The organism is Pseudarthrobacter chlorophenolicus A6 (genome assembly GCF_000022025.1).
Classification (GTDB): Bacteria; Actinomycetota; Actinomycetes; order Actinomycetales; family Micrococcaceae; genus Arthrobacter; species Arthrobacter chlorophenolicus.
Window position 1 is genome coordinate 249,634 of sequence record NC_011886.1, and the last position, 26,574, is coordinate 276,207.

A 26,574-nucleotide genomic window follows, 5' to 3' on the forward strand; every position below is an offset into this window, starting at 1 on the left:
GGCCGGCTCCGGTACGCTCACATTGTGAGCCTGCCGTTCTTCGACCACGCCGGCGCCGATGGCGCGCCGCTTCCCATTGCCATGGCGCACCGCGGCTTTTCCGTGGACGGCCTGGAGAACTCGATGGCAGCGTTCCGCGCCGCTGCCGAGCTGGGCTGCCGCTACCTCGAAACGGATGTCCACACCACGTCCGACGGCGTGCTCCTCCTTTTCCACGACGGCACCCTGGACCGTGTGACGGACGGCAGCGGCCGCGTTGCCGACCTGCCCGCGCAGGACGTTGCCGGTGCCCGGATCGGCGGACGCGAGCCGATTCCCACCTTCGAAGAACTCGTCACCGCCCTGCCGGACGTTCGGCTGAACCTGGACGTCAAGGACTGGGGCTCGGTCCGCAGCACCGTCGAAGCCATCGAACGCCACGGCGTCCACGACCGCGTACTCATCGCCAGCTTCTCGGACCGGCGGCGGCGGGCCGTGCTGAAGCAGCTTAGCCAGCCGGTTGCCGCGTCAGCGGGCGTCGTATCCAACGCCCTGTTCGCGCTGCTGGGCCCCGTGGTGCCCGGCCCGGCGTTCCGCTGGCTGATGCGGAGGGTCCTGCGGGACGTGCACGCACTGCAGGTTCCCGTGCGCTATGGGGCGGTACCGGTTGTCACGGCCGGCTTCCTGCGGCGCGCGGAAATTCTGGGTCTTGTGGTCCATGTGTGGACCATCAACGACCCCGCCGAGATGCGCCGTCTCCTGGACCTCGGCGTGGCAGGCATCGTCACCGACCGCGCTGATCTGCTGCGCCAGGTACTCGAGGAACGCGGCGAGTGGGCGGGGCCACGAGGCGCCGCCGAAAACCCGAACGGCTAACCTGGCTCCGCGCGGTCTGTGAGTCCGGGATCCCCCTAAGACCGGCCCTACCCTCCAGAATTATCAGCATGCTTACAATTAGTCCGGAGCTGGGGGACAGGACCGCAGCCCGAACGGAAGGACGAAGGACCGTGAGCACCTACCATCCGGAGAATGACCCCGCCAACCCGGACAAGCCGGGCAAGGACGCACCCGCGGACGTCGGCGCGGCCCAGGACAACCTGGAGAAACAAGGCAGCAGGGAAGCGGGAGGCTCGCCCAACCCGGACCCGGCCGAAGGGAACATCACCGGGCTGGAGCCTGGCGGGGGAGTGCCTCCCGGGGAAACACCGCCGGCCGAGGGCCAGATGAGCAGGGACCAGGGACACTCTGAATGAGCAGTGGCCTGACCTGCGCTGCCTAGGCGGGCTCGTTTTCCTGCGGACTGCGCCCGGCGGGCTCGGCCAGCTGGCGGTTGAGGCCGTCGGCGTCCTGCCGGGTGTTCCAGGACGCCCAGTCCTGCGGGCGGACGGAGGGCCTGCCCAGCAGGTACCCCTGCCCGGCGTCGATGCCCAGTTCGGTCAGGACCTTCAGCTCGCCTACAGTTTCGATGCCCTCCGCCACCAGGGTGGTGCCGATCTGGTCCGTGAAGTCAACCAGGCAGGTGGTCAGTGCCCGCTGGAGGCCGTCATTGTCCACGTTGCCGAAGACGTCCCGGCCAACCTTCAGGAAGTCCGGCCGCAGGTGCACCATGCGGCTGAGCGCCCCGGCGCCGGAGTGAGTGTCGTCAACGGCGATACGCAGCCCCTTGTCCCGGAGCGGGTTGATGGCGGCGATGAACTGCGCATACTCCTCATCCGGGATGGTTTCGGTCAGTTCAAGGACCACCCGGTCGATGGGGAGGTCGATGTGCGCGAACAGCTCCGGCAGCCGCGGGTCGAGGCAGGACGTGGGCGAGATGTTGAGGGAGACGTACAGGTCCGTGGGCAGGTCCCTGGCCGCAGCGGCAGCCGAACCCAGCGCCGAGAACTCAAGGTTTGCGCCGAGGCCTACGGCGGCAGCCTCCGCGAACCAGAGTTCGGCGGCGGCTCCGTCATCACTGACGAACCGCGAGAGCGCCTCAACTCCCACCACGGTCTTCTCCGCAAGGCCGTAGATGGGCTGGAACGCCGTCATCAGCATCTGGTTTTCCAGGAGCGCGCTGATGCGGGACACGCTGCGGATGGCGTCCAGCTGCTCCGCAAACTTCGGCGGCATGGAGTTCGGGGCGATGCGCAGTTGCCGCACGCTCTCGAGCGTCTCTTCGGTGTTGGCGTCGCTGCGCCGGGTCTCGAGCAGGTACTCCAGCAGCGCCCGCTCGGGCACTCCCGGATTCTCGTCGAGGCTGTTGCTGAGGCGCTGGCGGACGGCGGCTCCCGACGGATCGGTGTCCGCCAGGACCGCGGCGATGATTCCCCATGCCTGTACACGAACCGACATTAGCTACGCCCCCAGTTGACGAAGTAATGACCCATTGGCCCAATAATGTTCAATTTCCAGAACGCCTTTAACGTTAAGTGCTGACAACGGCGGTTTTCCGCGGTGCCGGAAAACCGTCCCCCGCACGATGATCGTATATCGGGCGGGATGAAAAGGGCAGTACTTTCATGGCTGCCGGTGAGCGCTTTCCTGCTGGTCAGCGAGCAATGCGGGGATATCGTCCGGTGGAACGGGCCTGCTGAAGTAGTAGCCCTGTGCGCTCAGGCAGCCAAGTTCCCGGAGAATGTCCGCCTGCTCCGCCGTTTCAACGCCTTCCCACACGGCCTCCAGGCCGCAGGCGCGGACCAGTTGGAGGACGGCTGCCACCAGTGCAGGCTGGCCGGGGTCAGTCCCCAGGCCCGAAATCAACGACCGGTCCACCTTGACCCGGTCCACCGGCAGGCGGCGGAGGTAGCTGATGGACGAGTAACCGGTGCCGAAATCGTCAATCTCGATTCCTACCCCAAGCCCGCGGAGCCCGGCCAGGGAGTAACGGTCCAGTTCGTTGCCCTTGACGATGGCCACTTCCGTCAGTTCAAGGACCACCTGGTCAGGCTTGACGCCCGTGTCCCGCAGGACGTTCCGGACGTCCTCAATGAACTGCAGGCTTTGCAGGTCCGTGGCGGAAATGTTGATCCGTACCGAGAAGTCACCGTCCACCAGTGAATCGTCGATCCAGGCGCGCAGCTGCTGCACGGCGGTGCGGAGGACCCAGTTGCCCAGCTCCGAAATCAGGCCCGCTTCTTCGGCCAGCGGAATGAACTCATCCGGCATGATGAACCCCCGGGTGGGGTGGTTCCAGCGGACCAGGGCTTCCACGCCTTCCAGCCGGCCGGACACCAGGTCCACCACCGGTTGGTAGTAGAGCATCAGGCCATCGTTCCGGATGGCCGCCCGCAGGTCCTCCACCAGCTGGCTCCGCAGCCGGCGGACCAGCAGCAGCCCGGGTTCGAACCGGTGCAGCCGGTTCTGCCCTTCGGCCTTCGACGCGTACATGGCCACGTCGGCTTCCATCAGCATCTCCTCCGGGGTCTGGCCCGGCGAGCCGACGCTCAACCCGATGCTGGCCCCGCAGCGTACGCTCTTGCCCGGCAGTTCGATGGGTTCGCTGAGCGCCGCCAGGATCCGGTGCCCCACGATGGCCGCCTGGTCCGGTGCCACGGCGGGCATGACGATGGCGAACTCATCGCCGCCCAACCGGGCCACCACGTCCGTGGCCCGCACGGCGTTCCGCACCCGCTGGCCCACGGTAATGAGGACCTGGTCCCCGGCAGTGTGCCCCATGGAGTCGTTGATGGACTTGAAGGCGTCAAGGTCCATCAGGAGGATCACCGGCCCTTCCTCTGATGCCGTGTCAGCGTCCAGGGCGGCGCGGAGAGCGTCGATCAGCGCGGACCGGTTGGCCAGCCCGGTCAGCGGATCCTGCATGGCCATCTTTTGCATTTTGAGGTGTGCTTCGTGCAGCAACTGGGTGCGGACCTGCACCCGCTGTTCCAGTTCCTCGTAGATGATCTGAAGGTCTTCGGCCAGCAGGTTGGTGCCCATGATGATCGCGTCCAGCTCATCACGGGCAGGGGAGACCTCAACCCGTGAGCCCAGGTCACCCGATGCGATCCGGACTATGTGGTCCAGCAGCTGGCTGAGCCGGGGATCGTTATCCGCGAACATCGGATTGTTCCTTCCCCCGCTCAGTTGGACTGGCTGCGGTCTGCGTCGAGGGGGAGGCTGACCGTCACAGTGGTTCCCGCGCCCAGCGTGGAGGCGACATCGATCGTCCCACCGTGGCGGGCCACAATGTCCTTGGTGATGGCCAGGCCCAGGCCCGTCCCCGGGATGGCGCCGGACATGGCGTTGGAGGCCCGGTAGAAGCGGGTGAACACGTGGTCGATCTCGTCACTGGAAATGCCGATGCCGTTATCGGCAACCCGGACGGTGGCCCAGCGGCTGCCGTCCGCCGCTGCGTGGGATTCACTGCCCACCTCGATGCGCCCGCCGCTGGGGGTGAACTTGATGGCGTTGGAAACCAGGTTGGTGAACACCTGCTGCAGCTGGATTTCGTCGGCCAGGATCTCCGGATCGTCCGGTACCGGATCCAGCGCGATGGTCACGTTTTGCAGTTTGGCCAGCGGCCGCAGTGCAGAAGCCACCAGGTCCAGGGTGTGGCCCAGGCGGACCGGGGTGAGGTGCATCAGGGTGTCGTCGAGGCCGTTACGGGAGACACTCAGCATGTCCTCGATAAGCGTGCGCAGCCGCTCGGTGTTGCGGACCACGATGTCCAGCATCTGGTGGATCTCGGCGGAACCGGGCTGTTCGGTGCTCTCCTGGATCATGTCCAGGTAGGCCATGATGGACGTCAGCGGCGTCCGGAGCTCGTGGTTTACGGTGGCCAGGAAGTCTGTCTTGGCCTTGTCCAGCTGCTGCAGCTGCTTCACCACCTGCTGCTGGCTGCTGATCAGGTGGCTTTGGATCAGGCCGTGCGCCGCGTTGCCCGCCACGTGCTGGATCAGCCCGAGTTCTGCGCGCGACCATTTCCGCGGTTTGTCCAGGGACGCGATCCAGATGATACCCAGTGAGGAGCTTCCCTCGCCCATGGGTACCGCCAGCGTGGATGCCGCGTTGGCAATGCCCGACGCCGGGGCGTCGCCGTCCGCCGCCTGCCCGCCGTCGGCGTGTTCCCGGGAGGGCTCGGCGTCGTCCGCGTCCCCGGCATCCGTGGACAGCGTCTCAGCGCCGGCCCACAACTGGTCCGCGGTCCGCCGCGCGGAATCCTCGTCCGGCAGGTCGTCGTCGGACAACGGCTCCAGCCCGTCGCTGTCCCACGCGGCGGTGATGCGCGGAACCCGGTTGTCCTCAAAGGTTTCCAGGCGGACATGGTCAGCCTTGAAGGTCCGGCCGAACCCCTCCACCACGTAGCGCGCAATCTCCTGGGGATCGTTGGTGGCGCGGACGGCGGCCGAAACCAGCCGGAGCTGCTCGCGGAGGGCCTCGGCGTCCTGCCGGGACGCCCGGCGGCGTGCCACCTGGTCGATCAGCGCCGTGGTGCGGTGCACCAGCTCCCGCGGCGAGGTTGGCTTGGTGATGCAGTCGTGCATTCCGGAAGGGCGCAGGGATGTTTGCCACGGATCGTCCAGGTCGACCATGACCAGCACGGGCACCTCGGTCTCCAGGCCCGGCAGCAGCGCCGCGTCAGCGATAATGGCCGCCGGTTCGCCTTCGGCCAGTAGCCCGGCGAGGTTTGCGGCATCTCCTGCGGCGTGCACATTGTAGCCGGCACCGCGGAGGGCCGAAGTGTTCTGAGCCAGCCTCCCGGCGTCGGGATCCGCTACAACGACGGTGCGGGGCGCGCTCGGAACCTCGGGCGTGTCAGACGCCACAACCACCCCTTCCCTCCCAGTTGAGTACATTGTAGGGGGACGAGGGGCCTGGGGCCCCAGAAAGATCGCGGGGGAGGACAAAGTGACGCACCAGCCGGCCGACCATGTCAAAGGGGATCTCAGCCTCGACGAGGGCGGAATCCTGCAGCTCCGCTGGCCGCGCGGGGCATCGATCAGCGAGGCCGATGCCCAGAGCGCCATGGATCGGGTCAATGAGATGTGCGGGTCCACCCGGCGTCCGATGCTGGTGGATATGGCCACTACCGAGAAGGTCAGCCGCGGTGCCCGGGCAGTGTTCGGCCGGCCGTGCCAGGCGTCCCGGATTGCCCTCCTGGGCTCATCGCCCGTGGACAAGGTCATGGCCAACTTCGCTTTGGGGGTCAGCAGGCTGCCGTGCCCCACGCGGTTCTTTACGTCCCGGACCGAAGCGATGACCTGGCTGGCGCGCGACGACTGACGCAAATACGGCGCGATTCACGCGTCCGGCCCGGAGCAAGCGGCCGCGCCGACACTGCCTATCCCGGCTTTTGTAGTTGCTTCAGGACATATATTTGGGGTGTGCCTAACCCCGCAAAACCCGAGAAGACCGGCTGGCGGAAGTACCTGATGCTTCCCAGGCTCATCCGGCTGTCCCGTTCCGCGCCCAAGGACCGGCCGCTCGCCTGGGACCGCTACTGGGCCGGGATTACGGCTACCGGGCCGGGTGGCGAGGTGCTCTGGGACGCCGGAAGCGACCATGAATTCCTTGGCTATCGGGACCTCATCCTCCGGCACCTCGACCCCGCCTTGCCGGTGGTTGACGTGGGATGCGGCCACGGCAGTTTCACCCGGGCCCTCGCTGCGCATTTTCCCCAGGCCATCGGCGTGGACATCTCGGCACACGCCGCCGCCCTCGCTGCAGCCGAGCCCGGCAACCCCGGCAACGTCAGCTTTGAGGTACGCGACATGACGGCGCCCGGGGCAGGCGCCGGGCTGGTGGCCGGCCCGGCCAACGTCTTCGTCCGCGGCGTGCTGCACGTGCTGTCTCCGGCAGACCAGGCAGCCCTCGCCGAAAACCTCCGGGTCCTGGCCGGGGGCCGGGGGACGGTCTTCCTGGCGGAAACCAATTTCCAGGGCAACCCCGTGGAGTACGTGACCCACCTGGGTGCAACGCAGCGCAGCATTCCCGCTCCGCTGGAGCGTGCCATCCGCGGCCTGCCGATGCCGGGCCATTTCGGCCCGAAGGAGCGCTCGCGGGCGCTGCCGCCTGCGTCCTGGGAGCTGCTGGAGGAGGGCGCCGCCGCCATCGAAACCAATCCCGTCACCGGCGTCGAAGGCCAAAGCCGGGTCCCTGGCTATGTGGCGGCCCTGCGCCCGAGGCGGCCGTCCGGGGAGACCCCGAAGCATGCCGGGGAGGACGCGCCGCTGACAGGCAGCTCCTGAAAGGTCCCGGCGTGGGCGGCCCGGCGCTGCGCTGACAGCCGGCGCTGTGGGTTGCCGCTGAAACCCCGCCATCCCCTTGACAGCGGCCCGCCACCGGAGGCTTGATGGTAAGTAGTCTTATCACTCAGCTGGGGCTGTTGAGGCCCATGGAAAGGGCGGCCAAAGTATGGCAGGGGGAACGCGATACGCAACAGGTGGCGGAGATGCCGCGCAGTACGCCGTGGCGGCTGCCGGGAGCCCTCCGCAGTGATGTCAGCGGCGGAATCGCGAGGTTCCGCCTTTCCTGCCTGACGGGGATGTCCATCCACCGGCACGGCAGGTCCCCCAAATCAGCCATGAATCGCGCAGCAAAAGGCAGCCACTCCCTGCTCGGCAATCCCGGTCTGGGAGGCGCCTCCGCCGCACCCGCATCCCTGCACAGGCGGCACCGGTAAACCATTCCGGGCACGTCCGGCGGCAGTGGATGCAAGACCCACAGGAAAAACCATGCGAGAAATTATTCCCTCCGGCACCCTCCGCGGGATGCTCCTGCCGCCCACCTACGGGCGGCACATCACCGATGCCACGGCGTTCACCGTCTTGTCCGTCGAGATCTGGGCCACCGGCCTGGTGGTCACCATCCAGATGGCTGCCGACGGCGGCCCGCAGCCGCGCATCAACGTCCAGGACCACTTCGGAACCGAGTACACGCTCCGTGACTCCGCCACGCTGGGGTCACGGAACCTCCAGGTGTTCACGCCCTCCGTGCCGCCCGGCACCAGGAGCCTGACTATCCGCTCGGCTGACGACGCCGCAGCCCGGCCCGTGGTCACCTTTGCCGTCCCTTTGATGGCTGTTCCGGACACCGGCGACAGTGCCGGCACCGCGGAGGCCTCCGACGCTCCGGGCGGCAACCCGGACGAAGGGTACACGCCGCAGGAACTGCGCAGGCCCGCCTGACAGCGCGCCCCGCCCCGGACCACACGCCCCGTGCGATGAACTTTCCTGCGGTGCCGGTGACGCCGACGTCCGTATGACGGATCGGGCAAGCGCTTTCCGGCACGCGACTGGCATGATGGGCGAATGCGCATTCTGATCGCTCCGGACAAGTTCAAGGGTTCACTCACCGCGGCCGAGGCAGCCGCGGCCATCGCCGAGGGCGCCCTCCGCGTTTACCCGGACGCCGTGGCCACCCAGTTCCCCATCGCCGACGGTGGCGAGGGGACCCTGGAAGCGGCCGTCGCGGCAGGCTACGAAGAGCGGCTCAACGCCGTGGTGGGTCCCATCCTGGCTCCGCTGGGTGCCGCGTGGGCCATCCGCAAGGACGACGCCGGCAAGGTCACCGCGGTGATTGAGACGGCACAGGCTTCCGGCCTGGCAGAGATGGAGCCGACGCCGGACAACGCCCTCAGGGCCCACAGCTACGGCTGCGGCCAGCTGATCGCGGCGGCGCTGGAGGCGGGTGCCACCGAGATCGTGCTCGGCCTGGGCGGATCTGCCATGAGCGACGGCGGCAGCGGCGCCCTGCGTGCCCTGGGCCTTAAACCGCTCGACTCCGCCGGGAACGTGGTGCCGCTCGGCGGCGGCTCACTGGCCGACGTCGTCTCACTCGATGCCACCGGTCTCGATCCCCGGCTGTCCGCCACCACCTTCCGTATCGCCGTTGATGTCCGCAACCCGCTCTACGGGCCCACCGGTGCCGCGCACGTCTTCTCGCCCCAAAAAGGTGCGGACGATGACGCCGTTGAACTGCTCGACGCCGGTCTCCGCAACTGGGCGTCCGTCCTGCGGGAGGCGACCGGCCGGGACGTGAACGTCGCCGGCGCGGGTGCCGCCGGCGGCTTCCCGGCGTCGTTCCTGGCCTTCACCGACGCCACGCTGGAAGGCGGCTTCGCGCTGGTGGCGGGCCTGACCGGACTGGCAGGCGAGCTGGCCGGCGCCGACCTGGTGATCACGGGCGAAGGATCCATGGATTCGCAGTCGCTGACCGGAAAAGCGCCCATCGCACTCGCCGATGCTGCCCGCGAACGCGGCATCCCGGTCATTGTGGTGGCCGGGCGGATCCTGGTGACCCTGGAGGACCTCACCGGGCACGGCGTGGTGGCCGCGGCCCAGTTGCTGGACGTCGCGCCCAGCCCGGAGGATGCCATCGCCAATGCAGGCAAGTACCTTACCTGGGCCACCACCCAGGTCCTCGAAGGGGCTTAGCCCACGAAGGGCTTGTTGCGGCGCCGGCTCCAGATCAGCGCCGCGATGAGTACCACCACCACGATGCCGCCGATAACCCACGGCGCATAGTTCACGCGCGTGGATTCGCTCTGCGTCGACTCGCCGGTTCCCGGGTTGGCCGGGCCGGTGGATGAGGTGTCACCGGGCGAAGGGGTGGGCGTGTTTCCCGCCGGCACAGCGGCTCCGGCGTCCGTTCCGGCCACTGTGCCGACGGCCGCTGGCGCCGGGCTTGCGGAGGCAACGCCCGCTGCAAGTGCGGGGGCGGCCAGGAGAAGCAGGGCGAGCAGGGCTGATTTCAGTGCGGTTCTCATGTGTTCCTCTCGTAGTGCACAGGTTCAAGGCGTCGTGGCGCTCAGGCGCCCGTCTCGTAATGCGGTTCAGCTACGGGTTTGGACTCTGGGGAGCCCTTTTCCCGCAGGTAGACGGAGGCGCCCACCAGGACGGCGACGGCGAGGAACTCGCTTTGCCAGTTCTGGAACGACTCGAACCAGAAGCGGCTGGTGCCCAGGTACTGCAGGAAGGTCACGGCGGCCTGGCCGTGGCTTTGCTGATCCTCGCTGTACGCTTCTGCCCCGCCCACGCCGTGCATGGTGAAGGACGCCAGGAACAGCACGAACAGCAGGATGGACAGGGAGTGCTTATAGAACCCGAGCGCTATCCCGCCGCGCTTAACAGGCCAGGGTGTCGCCTTGCCGATGGTGGCATGGCGGGGGTCCTCGTCCTGCGGCGCCTTCTTGTCCAGGGGTTTCGACTCCGAGGAACCCTTCTGGAACAGGAAAATGGTCAGCACCACGTACATGGCCATCTGCAGGAACTCTGACTCCCAGTTTTCGAAGGTGGCCTCCAGGAATTCGCCGCTGGCCAGGAACTGGAGCACGGTGACGGCCGGTTCCCCATGGGCCTGCTGGTCTTCGCTGTAGGAAGCAGCCCCCGATAGGATCATGCCTCCGAAGAACACCAGGAAGAGGGCAAAATTTGCCAGGAGCAGTCCGTGCTCCTTAGCCCATTTGCGCATTTCCTACTCCGTTCCTTGTAGCCTCCGGTTGCCTACAGCTTCCGGTCGAGTTTGCCTGCGTCGGCCTTCCGGTTGAGGTGGATGGGGACATAGACCAGCAGGACCACCATCACCGCCATCAAGGCTCCTCCGGCCGTCAGGCCGGCCTCCCGCCCCGCGGTGACGTCGAAGACCAGGGCGGCGGTTCCGGCGCTGAGCAGCGCGATGCCGCCCAAGGCGATTTTGGTGATGGAGTCCGCGCTGGAGACCAGCGTTTCCTTCAGCCGCTTGCGGAACAGCCGGCGGTGGACGCTGACGGGGAGGAGGATGAAGGCGGTGGTCAGGGCGGCGACAACAACGTTTGCCAGGTAGAGCGTCTCCTGGAAGCTGTCCAGGTCCTCGAACCGCGACTGGAAGGGGAGCGTCAGCAGGAACCCGGCCAGGATCTGTACACCCGTCTGAAGTACACGCAGCTCCTGCAGCAACTCGGCCCAGTTCCGGTCCAGCTGTTCTTCACGGGTTTCATTCCGCCCGGTCCTGCCGGTGTAGTCCTCCGCCCCTGACATTGCTGCGTCCTCCAATCCCGGCGAACCCCCTGTTCCCTTACTACTCTTCACCTACCCAGAAACAAGGCAACGTTGCGCCAACACCAGTATTTGATAAGTTTACTGATTATTGGTTCTGAACGGTGGACTTGGTTCCTTCGTGGGGGATAGCTTCGAAGAGCCGGTATACCGGCGAAGCTCTTCGGAAACCGACAACTGAGTAGGCGGACTATGAGCGGCACTAACAAGCAGGAAACAGGCAAGCAGACAGACCAGCCCAAGGATCCGCGGGGCGGCTACCACTCCGGGCCGTTCCCTGAACAGGAACAGAAGCAGCCCGGCCTTACCGCGCCCATGGATCCCAAGCCGGACCATGGCGAAGCGTCCTATGAAGGCAACGGAAAGCTTGAAGGCAAGGCAGCCCTCATCACCGGCGGCGACTCCGGAATCGGCAAAGCCGCGGCCATCGCCTTCGCCCGCGAGGGGGCCGACGTCGCCATCTCCTACCTTCCGGAAGAGGAAGACGACGCCCAGGACACCGCGGAATGGATCCGCAAGGCCGGGCGCCGCGCCCTGCTCTTTCCCGGTGACGGACGCGAGGAGGAGTTCAGCACGCGGATCGCGGACGAGGCCGCCAGTGAATTTGGCCGCCTGGACGTGGTGGTGCTGAACGCGGCCTACCAAAAGAACCGGGACAGCCTTGAGTCCCTGCCCACCGAAGAGTTCGACAGGGTCTTCAAGACCAACCTGTACTCACTGCTCTGGACGGCGCGGGCGGCCGTTCCACACCTGAAGGCGGGCGCCTCCATCATCACCACGGCATCGATCCAGGCGTTCAACCCGTCCCCGGGCCTGATCGACTACGCCATGACCAAGGCCGCCCAGGTGGCCTTCACCAAGGCGCTGGCCCAGGAACTGGGGCCCAAGGGAATCCGGGTCAACGCCGTTGCGCCCGGCCCCATCTGGACTCCGCTGATCCCGGCCACCGAATGGCCGGACAAGCTTCCCTCCTTCGGGCAGGACACGCCCCTGGAGCGCGCCGGGCAACCGGCCGAACTGGCAGCGGCCTACGTGCTGCTCGCTTCCGAAGACGGCTCCTACATTTCCGGGGCCGTACTCCCGGTAACCGGGGGCAAGGGCCTCTAGCCCGTTTCATACCGAATCAACCGCAACGCAATCAGGAGGAACCATGACGCAGGACAACCAGCACGCTGCACCCGAGACCGACCCGGGCGGCTACGGCACTCCAACCGCTGAGCAGGAAATGGGCGGGCAGAACCAGCAGGCCACCCAGGGTTCGCAGGGCGGCCAGGGCGCTGACACCAACGAACCGCAGTCCGACGGCGGGGAGCAGGTGGCGCGCGACGTCGACCTCCCCTCCAGCGCCGCCGAAATCGACGAGAACAACGACGACTCCAAGGGGTCCGCGCCCACCTCCTCGGAGCCGGGCCAGGAAGCAGCGGGTGTCCCGGACGGCAGCGGCAACGACCTTCCGCAGGAAAAGTCGCCGAAGGATGATGGCGGAGAAGAGTTCAACGCCGGCTAGCAGTACCGCTTCAGGACAAGGGCCCCGCGGCCGCACCGTCCCGGTGCAGCTGCGGGGCCCTTTACTTGCCCGGCTTGTTAGCGCTGTTCAGCGATCGGCCGTTCTACGCCAACGTTTGAAGGTAGTCCCTGATCCCGTCTGCTACCAGTTGATGGTCTTCGTCGGAAGTGAGGCCGGAGGCGGTGATGGCACCGATGACTCCGGCGCCCTGGACGCGGATGGGGAAGGAGCCGCCGGCCAGCGTGTAGTCCTCGGGAGCGAGCCAGCCGCCCTGGGTGGGGTCGTAATCGCTGAATTGTTCGGTGAGGTAGGCGGTGCTGTGTTCAAAGCGCAGCACTGAATTGGATTTCCGCCGGATCCATTCCTGCTGGTCGGACGTGACACCCGGGAGGACGCAGCGGAACAGCACAATGTTGTGCCGGCGGATATCGATGGCCACGCCGTGGTTTTCGGCGATGGCGTGGTTGGCGATGAGGGAGCCCAGGCGCCAGGCGTCGTGCTGGTCGAAGCTGGGGAAGACCAGTTCTTCCTCTTGCCGGCGCAGTTCGAGCAGGCGGGCTGATTCGCTCATGCGCTTTCCCTGTCGGCCTCGTAGCTCAGGCCAATGTGCTTGCGGATCTGGTCCATCGCGGCCATGACGGCCACGGTCTCGCTGGGCGGGAGGATGGTCCCTGCGGTGGCGCCCTCGCGGACCAGGCGTTCAAGTTCGGCTGCCTGGTACTGCATTCCGCGGCTGGTTACGGACTGCTCGTACCGCTCAACAACACTGCCATCGACGGCGTGGACCGTGAACGGCACAGGGTTGTACCAGGTGTGTTCGATGTCGATCCAGCCCGTGGTGCCGAGCACCATGGCCCGGTTGGCGCTGGCGGCGTCGAGTTCGCAGTCCAGCAAAGCCTGCGGACCGCCGTCGTATTCGAAGATCGCCGCGGTCTGGCGGTCCACGCCGGTGGCCGTCATTGAGGCGCTGGCCGTGATGCGGGCCGGGGTGCCCAGGATGTCGAACGCGAAGGAGACCGGGTAGATCCCCAGGTCCAGGAGGGCGCCGCCGCCCAGGGCGGGGTCGTTCAGACGGTGTGCAGGGTCTTGCGGCAGGCTCTGGTTGTGGCTGGCCACCACCTTGCGGACCTCGCCGATAGCCCCTTCGGCGATGAGCTCACGGATCCGGATCATGTGCGGCAGGAACCTGGTCCACATGGCCTCCAGTGCTACCAGCCCCTTGGATTCGGCCAGGTCCACAATGTCCTGCGCTTCCCGGGCGTTCATGGTGAACGACTTCTCAACCAGCACGTGCTTGCCGGCATTCAAGGCCAGCAGGGCGTTGGCGTGGTGCATGGGGTGCGGTGTAGCAATGTAGACCACGTCCACCAGCGGGTCTGCCACCAGATCCTCGTAGCTGCCGTGGGCAGTAGCTATGCCGTGCTGTTCGGCGAAGGCCTTGCTCGAGTCCACGGAGCGCGAGCCGACGGCCTGCACGGTAAAGCCGTTGTCGTTCAGGTCCTGCGTCTGCAGCCCGGCGATAAAGCCGGTGCCAAGGATTCCCCAGCGGATTGTTCCGTCCGAGGTGCCATTGCTGAGGGTCACGTAGTCAGTCCTTTGTTGAGTCAGGAAGCGGGTAGGCCACGAACGCGATATGCGCAGAGTCTGGGGACCAGCTGTTGACGTTGAGGGTACCTTGGCCGCCGAACAGCGGCCACGTTTGCAGCGGAGTGGTCCAGTCCCCGGTCGAAACGAGTACGACGGCGACCGGCAGGTCAGCCGGATGGCCCTGGGTTCCGCGGGGGAAACGGATGTACGACGCGAGGCGGCCGTCGGGGGAGAGATGGGGGAACCAGTCGACCGAATCGGAGGTGAGGAGCTGCTCGAAACCGGTCCCATCGCTCCGGACCCGCGCCAGTTGGGCATGCCCGGGCGCTGTGCTGAACGATTCCGTGTTCAGGTACAGCCACTTTCCGTCGGGCGAATATTCCGGGCCGTCGCAGTGCCCGGGACCGACGTCAACGCTGGCGGCAGCACCGCCGTTGGACGCTATGGTCATCAGGCGGCCGGGCCGGGTAAAGTCTCCAGCCTCGATGCCGACATAGGCCAGTTCCCGGCCGTCCGGGCTGACGCCGTGGAGGAAGTGGAAAGTGCCATCCTCCCCGGTGATGCGCGTGGCCGCTCCGCCGGCCAGGGATGCCCGGTAGATGTGGCCGTCATTGGCCGAGAGGAAGATGCCGGTGCCGTCGGGAGCCAGCACATGGTCGTTGTTCAGGTCCGGGACCCCCGTGAGCGGAACTTCCACGGGATGGCCGCCGGCCACGTCCAGCGTCCACAGTTTTCCGTCACCGTTGAGGACAAGCGCTGCACCGTCCAGGGTCCAGTTCGGGGCCTCAAACAAGACGTCGTCACTGCTGTAGAGCAGTTCGGCTTCCCCGGTCACGGACGCGATCCATACTTCGCTGCGCTGGCCGGGTTGCAGGGTTCTTTTCACAACTGCTCCCGGTCGAGTTCTCTAATGCGGATGTTCCGCCAGCGGCACTGTGCGCCCTTGCCCCAGCGCGCTTCGCCGAACATGGAGTCGTTGTCGTGAACTTCAAGGGCGATATGGCCGCGGGTACCAAGGACCTCCAGCACATCCGAAGGATTGTAGTTGGGTGAGTCGAGGCTGGCGGTGTCCAGCTCGGCGATCTTGATGCCGTTGATCCACGTGGTGATCACCGGCAGCGCGCCCACACAGCGGATGCGCAGTTCGTTCCAGCCGTCCCAGCGCCACGCCTTGAGGAAATCCCCGACGTCGGCGGCGTACGTGAGGCGGGCACGCTTTTCCTCCGTGACGGGTTCCACCGAGGTGGCGAGGTCATCGGCAACCAGCCCGGCCGGGCGGCCATCGGCGTCAAGGGCAACGTCCACGGCGAACGGAACGGCCGAGAAACTCGCCAGCCCGTTGCCGAAGAAACCGCCGATCCCGCCGGACGGCCGGTGGTCCACCAGCACCTGGAAGCCTTCCCAGCTGTCCGGACGCCGGCGAAGCATCACTCCCGTGTCGGCCGGCCAGTCCGGGCGCATCTCCAGCACCAGCTCAAAATCCCCGTACGCCCGCTCAGTCACCAGGTAGCCGCCGTAGCCACTGCCGGGAGTATCTTGCTCACCGACCAGGACACCGTCCTCGGCGAACCAGCGGGCAGGGTGCTTTTCGGGATCGACCGGCGGGGTCAGGCCCAGGGCTTCGAAGCGTTCCAGGAGCAGCGGGCCGCCCGGATACTCAGTGCCGTACACGCGCGGAACGGAATACCAACCGGCCAGGGTCGACCCGTCGAACAGCGGGACGAAACCGTCGTGCTTCGGTTCTGCGTCTGCCACGCGTCAGTCCTTGCTGCTGAAGGCGGCGTCGAAGCTGGTTTGGGAGGCGGGGAAGTCGAACTTCTTGAGGGCGGCGAGGGCTTCGGGGGCGCCGTGGAGGCGGTCCATGCCGGCGTCTTCCCATTCGACGCTGATGGGGCCGTCGTAGCCGATGGCTGCCAGCGCCCGGAAGGACGCTTCCCAGGGCACGTCGCCGCGGCCGGCCGAGACGAAGTCCCAGCCACGGCGCGGATCGCCCCAGGCCAGGTGGGAGCCCAGGACGGTGTTCCGGCCGGTCTGGCGGACCTTGGTGTCTTTGCAGTCCACGTGGTAGATCCGGTCCTTGAAGTCCCAGATGAAGGAGACCGGATCCATGCCCTGCCACATCATGTGCGAGGGGTCCCAGTTCAGGCCGAACGCTTCGCGGTGCCCGATCGCTTCGAGGGTCCGCTGGGTGGTCCAGTAGTCGTAGGCGATCTCACTCGGGTGGACTTCGTGGGCGAAGCGGACGCCGTTCTCGTCGAAGACGTCCAGGATGGGGTTCCAGCGGTCGGCGAAGTCCTGGTAGCCGGCGTCGATGACCTTTTCGGGGACGGGCGGGAACATGGCGACGTACTGCCAGATGGAGGAGCCGGTGAACCCGACGACGGTGTCCACGCCCAGCGCGCGGGCGAGCCGGGCGGTGTGCTTGAGTTCCTCGGCGGCACGTTGGCGGACACCTTCGGGCTCCCCGTCGCCCCAGACTCTGGAGCCGACAATCGCTTCGTGGCGGAAGTCGATGGGGTCATCGCACACGGCCTGGCCCTTGAGGTGGTTGGAGATGGCCCAGACCTTGAGGTTGTACTTGTCCAGGAGCTCGAGCTTGGACTCGACGTAGCCGGGTTCGTCCACGCGCCAGGCGTCCAGGTGGTCTCCGGAGACGGCGATCTCCAGGCCGTCATAGCCCCAGCCGGAGGCAAGCTTGGCGACTTCCTCAAGGGGAAGGTCGGCCCACTGGCCGGTGAACAGGGTAAACGGGCGGGGCATGGTCAGGCTCCTTCGGTGGGGCTGGTCTCCGGGGCGGCGCCCGGCAGTTGGATCAGGGCGCTCTTCGCAGCGGCGGATTCCTCCACGGCGTTGAGGATGTACTGCACGTTCAGTCCTTCCTCGAACGACGGCGAGGGCGGGGTTTGGTCCCGTACGGCAAGCAGGAAGTCCCGGACCTGGTGGGTGAAGGTATGTTCCCAGCCGATGATATGGCCCTGGGGCCACCACGCTTCAAGGTAGGGGTGCTCGGGTTCGTTGACCAGGATCCGGCGGAATCCCTGCTCCCGGACCGGGGCTGTGGCGTCCAGGAAGCCGAGCTCGTTGAGGTTTTCCAGGTCGAACAGGATGGTGCCCCGGTCGCCGTAGATCTCGAGCTTGAGGCTGTTCTTCTGGCCTGTCGCCACCCGGGAGACCTCCACTGAGGCGATGGCCCCGGAGGCCAGGGACAGCGTGGCCCAGGCGGCGTCGTCGACAGTGACGTCCTCCAGCCCGTCCCCGGCAGCCTTGCCGCCGGGGCGCTGCGGAACGAAGGTGTGGAGCCTGCCGGTGACCTCCGTGACCTGGTCGCCCAGGAGGTAGAGGACCTGGTCGATGGCGTGGGAGGCGATGTCGCCGAGGGCGCCGGAGCCGGCGGTTTCTTTCCGGAGCCGCCAGGTCATGGGCGACTGGTCGTCGGCGAGCCAGTCCTGGAGGTAGGCTGCGCGGACGTGCCGGACGGTGCCGAGGCGGCCTTCGGCGATGAGTTCGCGGGCCAGGGCAAGGGCGGGGACGCGGCGGTAGTTGAAGCCGATCATGGACTGGACGCCCCTGGCGCGTGCCTTGGCGGCGGCGGCGGTCATGAGTTCGGCTTCCGCGAGGGTGTTGGCGAGGGGTTTTTCGACCAGCACGTGCTTACCGGCTTCGAGCGCTGCGATGGCGATCTCGGCGTGCATCCAGCCCGGGGCGCAGATGTCGATGATATGGATGTCGTCCCGGTTGATGACTTCCCGCCAGTCGGTGGCGGCCTCGGCCCAGCCGTACTTGGTGGCGGCCTCGGCCACGGCGGTGGCGTCCCGGCCCACGAGCACTTTCTGCTCGAAGGCCGGGACGTCGAAGAAACTGGCCACGTTCCGCCACGCATTGGAGTGGGCTTTGCCCATGAAGGCGTAACCGATGGCGGCCACCCCCAGGGACGGGGGAGCCGGGGTTGCGGTTGGGTGTGCCGGAGTAGTCATGGCGTGTTCCTGCTGCTTCCTGCTGGCTGAGCTAGAGAGTTGCGGTTTCCGGGGCCCAGTCCTCGGGGAGGGCTGTGGACGCCGGAGCTGAGCTTTCGACGTTCACGAAGGTTCCGGAGTCGATGGATTCGGAGATCGAGACCATGCTGTCCAGCACGTGGTAGGCGAGGTCGCCGGTGGCGCGGTGCGGAACGCCGGCGCGGATGGCGCGGGCCATGTCCAGGGCGCCCATGCCGCGGCCGTTGGCAGGGCCGGTGGCGGGGACGGTGGTCCAGTCCTCGTCGCCGGCGCGCCAGAGCCTGATGTCGCCGGTGAAGTAGTTGGGGTCCGGGAGGGAGATGGTGGCTTCCGTTCCGGTGATTTCCACGAACCCCATCCGGGCGCGGGGGGATTCGAAGGAGAAGACGCTGTGGGAGGAGGCGCCGGATTCGAACTGCGCCATCGCTGAGACGTGGGTGGGGACCTCAACAGTGAATTCCTCGCCGGCCTTGGGCCCGGAACCGATGACGCGGACCTCCTTGGCCTTGGACCCGACGGCGGCCACCTTGCGGATGGAGCCGAAGGCCTGGACAAGGGCAGTGAGGTAGTACGGGCCCATGTCGAACAAGGGGCCGGCGCCGTGCTGGAAGAGGAATGCGGGGTTGGGGTGCCAGGATTCCGGGCCGGGGGTCTGGAAGGTGGTCATGGCGGTCAGCGGGGTGCCGATGTCGCCGCGCTGGATGAGCCGGAGCGCGGTCTGGATTCCGGCACCGAGGAACGTATCCGGTGCGGTGCCGAGCCGGATGCCCGCGGCGTCGGCGGCCTTGAGCAGGCCAAGGCCCGATTCGCGGTCCAGGCTGAACGGCTTTTCGGTCCAGACGTGCTTGCCGGCGTTCACCGCTGCGGTGGCCACCTCCACGTGGGCGGCAGGGATGGTGAGGTTGACGATGATTTCGACATCGGGGTGGTTCAGTGCTTTATCCGGGCCGCCCCATTCGGGAATGCCGTATTCTTTGGCGCGGGCCTCCGCGGCATCCTCGAAGAGGTCTGCGATGACCAGGACCTTCAAGTCCGGGAAAACGGTGAGGTTGTCCAGGTACTGCTTGGAGATGTTGCCCGCGCCGATGACTGCAACGCCAACCGGTCCCTTGCGGGCGGACGGTGTGAAACTCATGCCTTGGCTCCTTCTGCTGCGGCGTTCAGGTACGCGAGGCTCTGGCTGATGCCGTCGAAGATGTCCCCGGAGTAGTCGTCGAATTCCACCACACCGACTTCGAGCGACTTGGCTGCGGCAATCACGTCCAGGACGGGGACCTTACCCTGCCCGGCAGGCTGCTGTGCCTTGGTGTCCGTGGTCAGGTTGCCGTCCTTGATGTGGATGAACTTCACCCGGTCCCCGAGCTTGGTGAGGATATCCACGGGGTCCTGGCCGCCCACGGCCACCCAGTAGGTGTCCACTTCAAGGACCAGTTCGGGATCCAGCAGGGACTCGAAATACTCCAGGGCGGTGCGGCCCTCGATGCTGGACTCCAGTTCCCAGGCGTGGTTGTGGTAGCCCACAGTGATGCCGTACTCGGCGCCCTTCTTGGCCGCGGCGTTGAGTTTGGCCGCGGTGGCCTGGATGGTTTCGGCGTCCTGCCAGTGCTCGGCGGGCAGGAAGGGATCGATGACGGTGCTGATGCCCAGTTCCTTGGCGGCGGCAAAGATCTCGTCCTGGTCCTGGGACAGCAGCGGCGCATGGCCGGAGGGTGCGGTGAGGCCGTTTTCCTTCAGTGCGGCGCCGAGCTCCTTGGCCGTGGCCACGAAATTGTAGGGCTCAACCTGGGTGAAGCCGATCTCCGCGACCTTCTTTATGGTTCCAGGCAGGTCCTCGGCGATGGCGTTGCGGAGGGTGTACAGCTGGAGTGAGTAAGACATGGGTTTCCTATCAGGTGTGGGTTGGCTACGTTGTTGGGCAGGCTAGCGGCCGGCGAGGGATCCGCCGATGCCGCCCACGCTGAAGTACTTGTTCAGGGTGGCGAAGACGATGATGGGCGGCAGCATCATGATGACGGCGAGGGCCATGACTCCGGACCAGTCGGTGTTGTTCTGTTGGAAGAAGGACTGCACGCCCATGGGGAGGGTGAAGATTTCGTTGGAGCGCAGGAACACGATGGCTACCAGGTAGTCGTTCCAGGCCAGGAGGAAGGCAAAGATTGCGGTGGACAGGATTCCCGGCAGGGAGTTGCGGAGCACCACTTTGGTGAAGGAGCCGAAGACTGAGCAGCCGTCGATCCAGGACGCTTCCTCGAGGCTGATGGGGATGGAGTCGAAGTAGGCGGCCATCATCCAGGTGGCCACGGTCATGGTTGAACCAACGTAGATGATCGTCAGGCCCATGAGGTTATCCACCAGGCCCATGGCGGCGAAGAGGATGAACAGCGGAACCACGGAAGTGATGATGGGCAGGGACTGCATGACGAACAGAAGCAGGGAGTAGCCGGAGACTGCCTTGGAACGGCCGCGGGACAGGACGTACCCGGCAGGGGCAGCCACAGCGACGGATACGAACACGGTGGCGAGCGTGGTGATCAGGCTGTTCTGCAGCCAGGTGCCGGCGAGGGTCTTGGAGAACACGCCGGTGATGTTCTCCAGCGTCAGGCCGGTTGCCGTGCTGTTCGGGGCCGGCGTGAGGGCCAGGACCACCGTGACCATGATCGGAACCAGGACGATCGCGGTGATGACCAGGATCAGGACGAAACGCCACCAGCGTCCGCGCATTCCTGCTTCGGAGAGAACCTTGCGTGGTTTGCCCTCGGCGACCCCAAGGGCGGGGCCGGATTCCGGGTGGGCGTGGAGTACTGCGCTCATTATTCGACGCTCGACTTTCGGATCTGGCGGTACAGGATGACCGAGACGATCACCAGGGTGATGGTCATGAGGAAGGCGATGGCGACGCCGGGGCCGGTAGCGAAGTCCTGGAAAACGGTGCGGTACGCCAGGACCACCAGGGACGTGGTGGCGTCAACGGGTCCGCCGCCGGTGAGCAGGTAGATGGTGGGGAAGTCGTTGACGCAGAAGATGGTCATCAGGATCCAGCTGATGTAAGTGGAACGGGCGATCAGCGGCAGGGTGATCTGGGTGAACTGCTGGAACCGGGATGCTCCGTCCATGCTGGCTGCCTCGTAGACGGTGCTGTCCACGGAGGCCAGCGCTGCGGAGATCATCATCATCATGAAGGGGAAGGACACCCAGACCTTGAAGATCATGACCGTGACGGCAGCGAGCGTGGGGTCGGCCAGGAACAGCGGCGTGCCCAGGCCGAGGTTGCGGAACAGGGAGGGGATAAGGCTGTCCGGGGTGGCCACCAGCCAGTTCCAGGCGGTGGAGGACACCACGATCGGAACAACCCAAGGCAGGAGCAGGAGAACTTTGAAGGTGCCCCCGCCGGGGATCTTGGTCCGCAGCAGGAGAGCCAGCCCCAGTCCGACGGCCCACGATCCGAAGACACCCACAATGGTGAACCAGAGGGTGAACTGGGCGGCTTTCCAGAATGCCGGTGAGGAGAGGACCTGCTGGAAGTTTTCGATGCCCACGAAGTTTCCGGTAGCGATCAGGTTGCCGTCGTGGGTGGCCTGGACCCCGGCCTGGAAGAGCGGGTAGCCGTGGATCAGGACCAGTAGGATCACGGACGGGAGCAGGAGCCAGAAGAAGGTCCTGGACGCCTGCGCCGAAAGCTTGCTCTTCCGGTTCAGGGACCCGCCCCCGGCCCCGCCGGGAGCAAGCCCCTTACGGGCCCGGGCCAGGCCGGACTGCGCTGTAGTGGAGGACATGGTGCCGGCGCCTACTTCTTGAGGACGGACTTGAGTCCGGTGTCGAAGGCTGTCAGTGCGGACTTGGCGTCCGTCTTGCCGGTGAGTACGGTCTGGGTGAACTGGTTCAGGGCCTGGCCGCCGTCGAGGGCTGCGAGGTTGGCGCTGAGGGCCGTGCCCTGGGAGGCGAAGGTCTTGGCGATCGGCACGTATTCGTTGACGATCTTGACGTTGTTGGGATCGGCCGTGAACTCGGGCATTTCGGTGATCGACTTGAAGACCGGAAGGGCGTTCATGAGCTTCTGCTGCCACAGTTCCTTAAGCTTGCCCAGGTAGTACACCACGAACTCTTCCGAGGCTTCCTGCGACGGGGTGTTGGTGTACATCATGATGTTGTTCGGGAAGATCAGGGCGGCCTTGTCCCCATGCGGACCGGCGATGGGGCTTGCCACCACGATGTCTCCGGAGGTGTCACCCACCCGCTCGGGAACGCCCAGGGTCAGCATGCCGTAAGCGGCCTTGCTGTCCTTCCACTGCGCATTGAGGTTATCGGTGGTGTAGCTGACTGCCGCCGGATCGATGACGCCGTTGGAGACCAGCTCCAGCAGGAATTCGACGGCTTCGACGTTGCGGTCGTTGAGGACATCGAGTTCACCGTCCTTGGTGAACACGCCGCCGCCGTTGTTGAGCATCATCATGATCATCAGGTGGTTGCCGATGTTGTTGCCCGCACCGGAACCTGTGGCGAAGCCGACGGCGCCGACGCCCTTGAGCTTCTTGCCCGCCTCAAGCAGGGAAGCCCAGTCGGTGGGAACTCCCACGCCGGCTTTCTCGAACAGGGACTTGCGGTACCAGAGCGGACGGATGTCCAGCTGCCACGGAACGGCGACGTAGCCCTTGGACGTTTTGAACGGCTCAACCACTCCGGGGAGGAAGTCGTCGAATTGGCCGTTGGACTTCAACTTCTCGATGACCTTGTCCGCGTAGGCAATCTGGCCCTGCTCCTCGAACTGGAAGGCCTGGAAGCCGCCGCCGGTGGACACTGCCGGGCCGGTCTTCGAGGCGATGGCCGAGGAGAACGTCTGGTAGAAGTTGTTCCATTGGATGATCTGGTACGTCGCCTTGCTGTTTGCCCCCGAGAAGCCTTCAGCGATCTTCTTGGCAGCGTCGTTGTAGGCCGGGGTGGCCCACGGCATGTCCCAGAACTTGATGGCGCCGCCGGCGCCGCCTCCCTGGCTTGCCGATCCTCCGCCGCAGGCCGCCAGCAGGGGAACGGATGCCGCCGCTGCTGTCAGGCCCAGGAATCCCCGGCGGGAGAAGGAACGGCTCTGGTGGGTGTTTGCGTTCATGGTGTGTCCTTTCGGGACCGCCGCGGGCTGCGTTGTGGTGCGGTCCTGCTCATCGTTGAGAGTGGAGGTGGGACTGGACTGCTGGTTGGTTGCGTATGCGGAAGGGCGGGTTACGTGTCAGCGAAAGTTGCGTAAAGGTCGGTCAGCCGGGCGAACCGGATGAGGTCGTCCGGCCGGGTGCCGGCTGTGAGGTGCTCCTTGAGGCGGCGCCAGGCCGCCCGGTGGGCTGATTCGTACAGGGTGGGAAGCAAAAGTCCGCCGTGCGGCCCGGTGACCCGGACTTCGGCGGGCCAGGCGGCGGCCGGTTCGGGCAGCCGGACGCTGACGCCGCCGTCGGCCGTGCACAGCCGGATGTCGACGCCGGCGGGACGGGCCGCGGTCAGCACGCCGTGGGCGGACATCGGGGCGCCGTTGGCGAGTCTTCCGCTGAACGTGTAGCCGGTGGTCCCGCTCTGCAGCAGGGACACGGCGTCGAGCGTTCCGGTCACCTCCAGCAGTGCGGCGAGGTGCTCGCCGAGGAGCCGCTGCGGGTCCGTGCCGGGGGCCGCCGTGGCGACGCTGTCCAGCATGGCTGCCGTGCCCAGCGCACTACGGAACGCTTCCCGGGCGTCCGGTCCGCCGTCCTGGGAGACCAGCGCCGGGTTGGAGGCCCAGCGCAGGTCCAGGACGACGGCGGTGTCCGCGGCTTCGGCGGCGGCGGACAGCTGTGCGGTGTCCTCGGGGACGGGGTTGACCACCAGGACGCCGCGGCTGCCGGATTCGATGGCGTGCAGGGCTTCTGCGGTCCAGCCGGGTCCGCCGGCGATGGCGGCGACGTCCGGGGCGGCGGCACCGTCCGCTGCCGGGCTGAAGGTTGCCGGCAGCGACGCCACGGCCAGGGCGACGGCCCCGGCCTCCTCGGCGGCGGGGGTTGCTGCGACGGAGTAGGTGGCGCTCATGCTGACGCTCCTGCGGTTGCGGCAATCGGGCCGGGCCGGCGGTGGTGGTCTGCGGCGACACTGTCCACGGTTGCGTCCGCGATGGCCAGGGCGAAGGTGAGGTCATCGATCAGGGTCTGCGCGGACGGCGGCTGCTTGGTTCCACGCGCCAGTTCTGCCAGCTCGCGCCACTCCCCTTCGTAGCCGTTGTGGCTGTAGGGGCCGAAGGTGGTGGTTTCGGTGCCCCGGCTGAAGGTGGCGGTGGCGGAGCCCGCCTGGACGTAGGAAGGAGTGAAATCGATCCGCAGCGCGCTGTGGTCGGCGATGGCCTCGAAGCTCCATTCCGGCTGCCAGGTGCTGTTCATGGCGGCCCGCAGTTCGATGGTACGCGTGGGGGTGCGCAGTGAGATGGCGTAGCCGAAGGGCCTGACGTGCCGGGCCTGCAGCACCTGGATGTCCTTGAAGTCCGGGGTGAACCGGCGGACCAGGGGAAGGTCATGGATGGCGAGCCCCATGATCCCGCCCTGCATCATGGCTTTGATGACGTCGATGTCCGCGTAGTCCGGCGTCCCGGCCGCGGGGCGGGTCACAATCTCCGTGGCGAAGTCTTCGAACCGGGCGTTGGGCGGAAGCACGATGGAGGAGCGGATGGTGTGTGCCGTCTCGGGCAGGTCTTCGCAGTGCCTTTCCGCTGCAAGCCAGCCCGGATCGAAGGTGTGCATGGCACCCACCACAATGGGAACGCCCGTTTCGGCGCTGACCTCTGAGATGCGCGCCGCCTCGCCTGCGTTCATGGCGAACGGCTTCTCGCACAGGACGGCCTTCTTGCCGGCCCGGCAGGCGGCGATGACCTGTTCGGCGTGGAACTGGTGGGGGCTGCAGATGGCAACGATGTCCACGGCATCATCGCCGAGCAGGGCGTCCATGCTGCTGCTGGACGTGGCGCCGACGCGGGCTGCGACGGACGCGGCCAGGGACTCATCCACATCCATGATGTGGCGTACTTCGAGGATGTCGCGGAGTCGGGCGAGGGCGGGGAGGTGGATGGCCTGGGTGACAGGACCGGCGCCCAGGATGCCTACCCCGAGGGGCGGGCCGGCGGGCTGTGTCTGGCTTGGCAAGTCAGTTACCTCTTTGTAGGCGGACTCGGATGCGGAGGCTGATCGATGCCGTCAATCTGCTGCATCGGCAGGGGTGATGTGCTCCTGGTCACAACCTAGGACGACTTTTGACGAGAGTCAAGCAAAAGTTGTTTGCTTCAAATCAGTCTTCTGCATTCGTGACAGGGCCAAGTCCGCGTGTTATGACTTGTACATGACTCCAGCCACAGGAAAATTGCCTGCAAGGGAAGCCGACGCCGGCAACCTTTCGCGCGCTGGTGACCTGTTCCAGCTTCTTCGTGACGGCCAGGCGCGGACCCGTGCCGAGCTGGCCCTCACCACCGGGCTTGCCCGGTCCACCGTGGCGTCCCGCATTGACGCCCTCATCGGCTCCGGCCTCGTGGGCCCGGCCGGCGAGGCGAACTCGAGCGGCGGCAGGCCGCCGTCGCGCTTTGCCTTCAAGCCCGAGGCCCGCGTGGTGCTGGCCGTCGACGTCGGAGCCACCCATGTGATTGTTGCCGTCACCGACCTGGGCGGCAGCATCCTCGGCGAACGCCGGTTTGCGCAGGAAGTGGCGGACGGCCCGGCCGTTGTCCTGGGCCGCGTCATCGCCGCCGGCAAGGAACTCCTGGCCGAAGCAGGGCGCGAGCTGGGCGACCTCGCCGGCGTCGGAATCGGCCTTCCGGGACCCGTTGAACACGACACCGGACGCCCGGTCAAGCCGCCCATCATGCCCGGCTGGGACGGCTTCGACGTCGTCCCCTACGTCCAGCGGCAGCTGCCCGTTCCCGTGCTGGTGGACAACGACGTGAACATCATGGCGCTCGGCGAACGCACGGCGCACTGGCCTGAACACGACAACTTCCTGTTCATCAAAGTGGCCACAGGAATCGGCGCCGGCATCATCAGCAGCGGCGAGCTGCAGCGCGGCGCCAACGGCACCGCCGGCGACCTTGGGCACGTCCGCGTCCCCCGCGGCGACGACGTCCTGTGCCGCTGCGGCAACTACGGGTGCCTGGAGGCGCTCGCGTCAGGTCCCGCCGTCGCGAACCAGCTCCAGGCCCACGGGCTGGAAGCCAAGACGGGCAGTGACGTCCTGCGGCTCGTGGCCGAAGGTAACCTGCAGGCCATCCAGGCGTTGCGCCAGGCCGGCCGCGACGTTGGTGACGTACTGGCCACCGTGGTCAACCTGCTGAATCCGTCCATGATCGTGATTGGCGGGAGCGTGGGGGAGGCGGGTGAGCACCTCGTGGCCGGCATCCGCGAAGTGGTGTACCGGCGGTCGCTGCCGCTGGCCACCACGCACCTGCGTATCGGCATTTCCATGGCCGGCGGCCAGGCGGCCATCCTGGGGGCCAGCCAGATGGTCACCCAGCACGTGCTTTCCCCCGCGGTCATCGAAGCCACCCTCGCCGGCAACGCCATCGCCGGTTAGG

At 66.6% G+C, this 26,574-nt stretch carries 28 protein-coding genes; 9 read left to right on the forward strand and 19 right to left on the reverse strand.

Features of this window, described 5'->3' with window-relative positions; translation table 11 throughout:
* The first annotated feature begins 24 nt into the window (after positions 1-24).
* Positions 25-855 carry a glycerophosphodiester phosphodiesterase gene (locus ACHL_RS01150; protein WP_012630967.1) on the forward strand — a complete coding sequence of 277 codons (831 nt, stop codon included), beginning with the start codon at positions 25-27 and terminating at the stop codon, positions 853-855.
* Positions 856-986: 131 nt separating this feature from the next.
* Entirely contained in the window at positions 987-1,232 is a 246-nt protein-coding gene (locus ACHL_RS01155) for a DUF6480 family protein (RefSeq protein WP_012630968.1), read from the forward strand.
* 22 nt (positions 1,233-1,254) lie between these two features.
* On the opposite strand, the gene ACHL_RS01160 is transcribed toward ACHL_RS01155, so the two are convergent.
* From ACHL_RS01160 to ACHL_RS01170, 3 genes are all read right to left on the reverse strand, one after another.
* The gene (locus tag ACHL_RS01160; protein WP_012630969.1) at positions 1,255-2,313 is read right to left on the reverse strand and encodes an EAL domain-containing protein; all 1,059 of its coding nucleotides are present in this window, start codon (positions 2,311-2,313) and stop codon (positions 1,255-1,257) included.
* Between the two features lie 165 nt (positions 2,314-2,478).
* Entirely contained in the window at positions 2,479-4,020 is a 1,542-nt protein-coding gene (locus ACHL_RS01165; RefSeq protein ID WP_012630970.1) for a putative bifunctional diguanylate cyclase/phosphodiesterase, read from the reverse strand.
* 20 nt (positions 4,021-4,040) lie between these two features.
* Complete coding sequence (locus ACHL_RS01170; RefSeq protein WP_081434783.1) at positions 4,041-5,756, reverse strand: ATP-binding protein; 1,716 nt, start codon at positions 5,754-5,756, stop codon at positions 4,041-4,043.
* A gap of 52 nt (positions 5,757-5,808) precedes the next feature.
* On the opposite strand from ACHL_RS01170, the gene ACHL_RS01175 reads away from it, so the two are divergent.
* From ACHL_RS01175 to ACHL_RS01190, 4 genes are all read left to right on the forward strand, one after another.
* A complete protein-coding gene (locus tag ACHL_RS01175) occupies positions 5,809-6,183 on the forward strand; it encodes a DUF7793 family protein (RefSeq protein ID WP_012630972.1) in 375 nt (124 codons plus the stop codon).
* A 149-nt stretch (positions 6,184-6,332) separates the two neighbouring features.
* Entirely contained in the window at positions 6,333-7,148 is an 816-nt protein-coding gene (locus ACHL_RS01180; RefSeq protein WP_050767124.1) for a class I SAM-dependent methyltransferase, read from the forward strand.
* A 486-nt stretch (positions 7,149-7,634) separates the two neighbouring features.
* Positions 7,635-8,087 carry a hypothetical protein gene (locus ACHL_RS01185; protein ID WP_012630975.1) on the forward strand — a complete coding sequence of 151 codons (453 nt, stop codon included), beginning with the start codon at positions 7,635-7,637 and terminating at the stop codon, positions 8,085-8,087.
* 123 nt (positions 8,088-8,210) lie between these two features.
* The gene (locus ACHL_RS01190) at positions 8,211-9,335 is read left to right on the forward strand and encodes a glycerate kinase (protein ID WP_012630976.1); all 1,125 of its coding nucleotides are present in this window, start codon (positions 8,211-8,213) and stop codon (positions 9,333-9,335) included.
* On the opposite strand, the gene ACHL_RS01195 is transcribed toward ACHL_RS01190, so the two are convergent.
* From ACHL_RS01195 to ACHL_RS01205, 3 genes are read right to left on the reverse strand one after another with little or no spacing between them, the layout of a single operon-like run.
* Positions 9,332-9,667, reverse strand: a complete 336-nt coding sequence (locus ACHL_RS01195; RefSeq protein ID WP_012630977.1) for a hypothetical protein — start codon at positions 9,665-9,667, stop codon at positions 9,332-9,334. The two genes, ACHL_RS01190 and ACHL_RS01195, sit on opposite strands and share 4 nt — an antisense overlap.
* Positions 9,668-9,708: 41 nt before the next feature.
* Complete coding sequence (locus ACHL_RS01200; protein WP_012630978.1) at positions 9,709-10,371, reverse strand: DUF6766 family protein; 663 nt, start codon at positions 10,369-10,371, stop codon at positions 9,709-9,711.
* A gap of 32 nt (positions 10,372-10,403) precedes the next feature.
* The gene (locus ACHL_RS01205) at positions 10,404-10,916 is read right to left on the reverse strand and encodes a DUF6328 family protein (protein ID WP_012630979.1); all 513 of its coding nucleotides are present in this window, start codon (positions 10,914-10,916) and stop codon (positions 10,404-10,406) included.
* 210 nt (positions 10,917-11,126) lie between these two features.
* Between ACHL_RS01205 and ACHL_RS01210 the strand changes: the two genes are divergently transcribed.
* Positions 11,127-12,041, forward strand: a complete 915-nt coding sequence (locus tag ACHL_RS01210; protein ID WP_012630980.1) for an SDR family oxidoreductase — start codon at positions 11,127-11,129, stop codon at positions 12,039-12,041.
* A gap of 43 nt (positions 12,042-12,084) precedes the next feature.
* A complete protein-coding gene (locus ACHL_RS01215) occupies positions 12,085-12,441 on the forward strand; it encodes a hypothetical protein (RefSeq protein ID WP_012630981.1) in 357 nt (118 codons plus the stop codon).
* Between the two features lie 103 nt (positions 12,442-12,544).
* Here ACHL_RS01215 and ACHL_RS01220 read toward each other — a convergent pair whose 3' ends face one another.
* The 13 genes from ACHL_RS01220 to ACHL_RS01280 form a co-directional block, all read right to left on the reverse strand.
* Complete coding sequence (locus ACHL_RS01220; RefSeq protein WP_012630982.1) at positions 12,545-13,012, reverse strand: heme-degrading domain-containing protein; 468 nt, start codon at positions 13,010-13,012, stop codon at positions 12,545-12,547.
* Entirely contained in the window at positions 13,009-14,025 is a 1,017-nt protein-coding gene (locus tag ACHL_RS01225) for a Gfo/Idh/MocA family protein (protein ID WP_012630983.1), read from the reverse strand. The genes ACHL_RS01220 and ACHL_RS01225 overlap by 4 nt, the downstream gene beginning before the upstream one ends.
* Before the next feature lie 4 nt (positions 14,026-14,029).
* Positions 14,030-14,914 (reverse strand): TolB family protein, encoded by an 885-nt coding sequence (locus ACHL_RS01230; RefSeq protein WP_012630984.1) that lies wholly within the window; start codon positions 14,912-14,914, stop codon positions 14,030-14,032.
* Entirely contained in the window at positions 14,911-15,783 is an 873-nt protein-coding gene (locus ACHL_RS01235; protein WP_012630985.1) for a 3-keto-disaccharide hydrolase, read from the reverse strand. Before ACHL_RS01235 ends, ACHL_RS01230 begins: the two co-directional genes overlap by 4 nt.
* A 3-nt stretch (positions 15,784-15,786) precedes the next feature.
* Positions 15,787-16,788 (reverse strand): sugar phosphate isomerase/epimerase family protein, encoded by a 1,002-nt coding sequence (locus ACHL_RS01240; RefSeq protein ID WP_012630986.1) that lies wholly within the window; start codon positions 16,786-16,788, stop codon positions 15,787-15,789.
* A gap of 2 nt (positions 16,789-16,790) precedes the next feature.
* Positions 16,791-18,002 carry a Gfo/Idh/MocA family protein gene (locus ACHL_RS01245; protein ID WP_012630987.1) on the reverse strand — a complete coding sequence of 404 codons (1,212 nt, stop codon included), beginning with the start codon at positions 18,000-18,002 and terminating at the stop codon, positions 16,791-16,793.
* A 31-nt stretch (positions 18,003-18,033) separates the two neighbouring features.
* Complete coding sequence (locus ACHL_RS01250; protein ID WP_012630988.1) at positions 18,034-19,155, reverse strand: Gfo/Idh/MocA family protein; 1,122 nt, start codon at positions 19,153-19,155, stop codon at positions 18,034-18,036.
* Positions 19,152-19,898 carry a sugar phosphate isomerase/epimerase family protein gene (locus ACHL_RS01255; RefSeq protein WP_012630989.1) on the reverse strand — a complete coding sequence of 249 codons (747 nt, stop codon included), beginning with the start codon at positions 19,896-19,898 and terminating at the stop codon, positions 19,152-19,154. Before ACHL_RS01255 ends, ACHL_RS01250 begins: the two co-directional genes overlap by 4 nt.
* A gap of 42 nt (positions 19,899-19,940) precedes the next feature.
* Positions 19,941-20,831: a carbohydrate ABC transporter permease gene (locus ACHL_RS01260; protein WP_012630990.1), complete on the reverse strand. Its 891-nt coding sequence runs from the start codon at positions 20,829-20,831 to the stop codon at positions 19,941-19,943.
* Positions 20,831-21,793: a carbohydrate ABC transporter permease gene (locus ACHL_RS01265; RefSeq protein WP_012630991.1), complete on the reverse strand. Its 963-nt coding sequence runs from the start codon at positions 21,791-21,793 to the stop codon at positions 20,831-20,833. The genes ACHL_RS01260 and ACHL_RS01265 overlap by 1 nt, the downstream gene beginning before the upstream one ends.
* Positions 21,794-21,804: 11 nt before the next feature.
* Positions 21,805-23,121, reverse strand: coding sequence for an ABC transporter substrate-binding protein (locus ACHL_RS01270; protein ID WP_012630992.1), 1,317 nt, complete (start codon positions 23,119-23,121; stop codon positions 21,805-21,807).
* A 110-nt stretch (positions 23,122-23,231) separates the two neighbouring features.
* Positions 23,232-24,059 (reverse strand): hypothetical protein, encoded by an 828-nt coding sequence (locus tag ACHL_RS01275; protein ID WP_012630993.1) that lies wholly within the window; start codon positions 24,057-24,059, stop codon positions 23,232-23,234.
* The gene (locus ACHL_RS01280) at positions 24,056-25,159 is read right to left on the reverse strand and encodes a Gfo/Idh/MocA family protein (protein ID WP_012630994.1); all 1,104 of its coding nucleotides are present in this window, start codon (positions 25,157-25,159) and stop codon (positions 24,056-24,058) included. Before ACHL_RS01280 ends, ACHL_RS01275 begins: the two co-directional genes overlap by 4 nt.
* 193 nt (positions 25,160-25,352) lie before the next feature.
* Between ACHL_RS01280 and ACHL_RS01285 the strand changes: the two genes are divergently transcribed.
* Complete coding sequence (locus tag ACHL_RS01285; RefSeq protein ID WP_012630995.1) at positions 25,353-26,573, forward strand: ROK family transcriptional regulator; 1,221 nt, start codon at positions 25,353-25,355, stop codon at positions 26,571-26,573.
* Position 26,574 lies beyond the last annotated feature (1 nt).

Coding starts and splice junctions, on each gene's coding strand:
- ACHL_RS01160 (WP_012630969.1), bottom strand. CDS start 2,313: ATGTCGGTTCGTGTACAGGCATGGGGAATCATCGCCGCGGTCCTGGCG.
- ACHL_RS01165 (WP_012630970.1), bottom strand. CDS start 4,020: ATGTTCGCGGATAACGATCCCCGGCTCAGCCAGCTGCTGGACCACATA.
- ACHL_RS01170 (WP_081434783.1), bottom strand. CDS start 5,756: ATGTACTCAACTGGGAGGGAAGGGGTGGTTGTGGCGTCTGACACGCCC.
- ACHL_RS01180 (WP_050767124.1), top strand. CDS start 6,333: ATGCTTCCCAGGCTCATCCGGCTGTCCCGTTCCGCGCCCAAGGACCGG.
- ACHL_RS01185 (WP_012630975.1), top strand. CDS start 7,635: ATGCGAGAAATTATTCCCTCCGGCACCCTCCGCGGGATGCTCCTGCCG.
- ACHL_RS01190 (WP_012630976.1), top strand. CDS start 8,211: ATGCGCATTCTGATCGCTCCGGACAAGTTCAAGGGTTCACTCACCGCG.
- ACHL_RS01195 (WP_012630977.1), bottom strand. CDS start 9,667: ATGAGAACCGCACTGAAATCAGCCCTGCTCGCCCTGCTTCTCCTGGCC.
- ACHL_RS01200 (WP_012630978.1), bottom strand. CDS start 10,371: ATGCGCAAATGGGCTAAGGAGCACGGACTGCTCCTGGCAAATTTTGCC.
- ACHL_RS01205 (WP_012630979.1), bottom strand. CDS start 10,916: ATGTCAGGGGCGGAGGACTACACCGGCAGGACCGGGCGGAATGAAACC.
- ACHL_RS01210 (WP_012630980.1), top strand. CDS start 11,127: ATGAGCGGCACTAACAAGCAGGAAACAGGCAAGCAGACAGACCAGCCC.
- ACHL_RS01215 (WP_012630981.1), top strand. CDS start 12,085: ATGACGCAGGACAACCAGCACGCTGCACCCGAGACCGACCCGGGCGGC.
- ACHL_RS01220 (WP_012630982.1), bottom strand. CDS start 13,012: ATGAGCGAATCAGCCCGCCTGCTCGAACTGCGCCGGCAAGAGGAAGAA.
- ACHL_RS01240 (WP_012630986.1), bottom strand. CDS start 16,788: ATGCCCCGCCCGTTTACCCTGTTCACCGGCCAGTGGGCCGACCTTCCC.
- ACHL_RS01245 (WP_012630987.1), bottom strand. CDS start 18,002: ATGACTACTCCGGCACACCCAACCGCAACCCCGGCTCCCCCGTCCCTG.
- ACHL_RS01250 (WP_012630988.1), bottom strand. CDS start 19,155: ATGAGTTTCACACCGTCCGCCCGCAAGGGACCGGTTGGCGTTGCAGTC.
- ACHL_RS01255 (WP_012630989.1), bottom strand. CDS start 19,898: ATGTCTTACTCACTCCAGCTGTACACCCTCCGCAACGCCATCGCCGAG.
- ACHL_RS01260 (WP_012630990.1), bottom strand. CDS start 20,831: ATGAGCGCAGTACTCCACGCCCACCCGGAATCCGGCCCCGCCCTTGGG.
- ACHL_RS01265 (WP_012630991.1), bottom strand. CDS start 21,793: ATGTCCTCCACTACAGCGCAGTCCGGCCTGGCCCGGGCCCGTAAGGGG.
- ACHL_RS01270 (WP_012630992.1), bottom strand. CDS start 23,121: ATGAACGCAAACACCCACCAGAGCCGTTCCTTCTCCCGCCGGGGATTC.
- ACHL_RS01275 (WP_012630993.1), bottom strand. CDS start 24,059: ATGAGCGCCACCTACTCCGTCGCAGCAACCCCCGCCGCCGAGGAGGCC.
- ACHL_RS01285 (WP_012630995.1), top strand. CDS start 25,353: ATGACTCCAGCCACAGGAAAATTGCCTGCAAGGGAAGCCGACGCCGGC.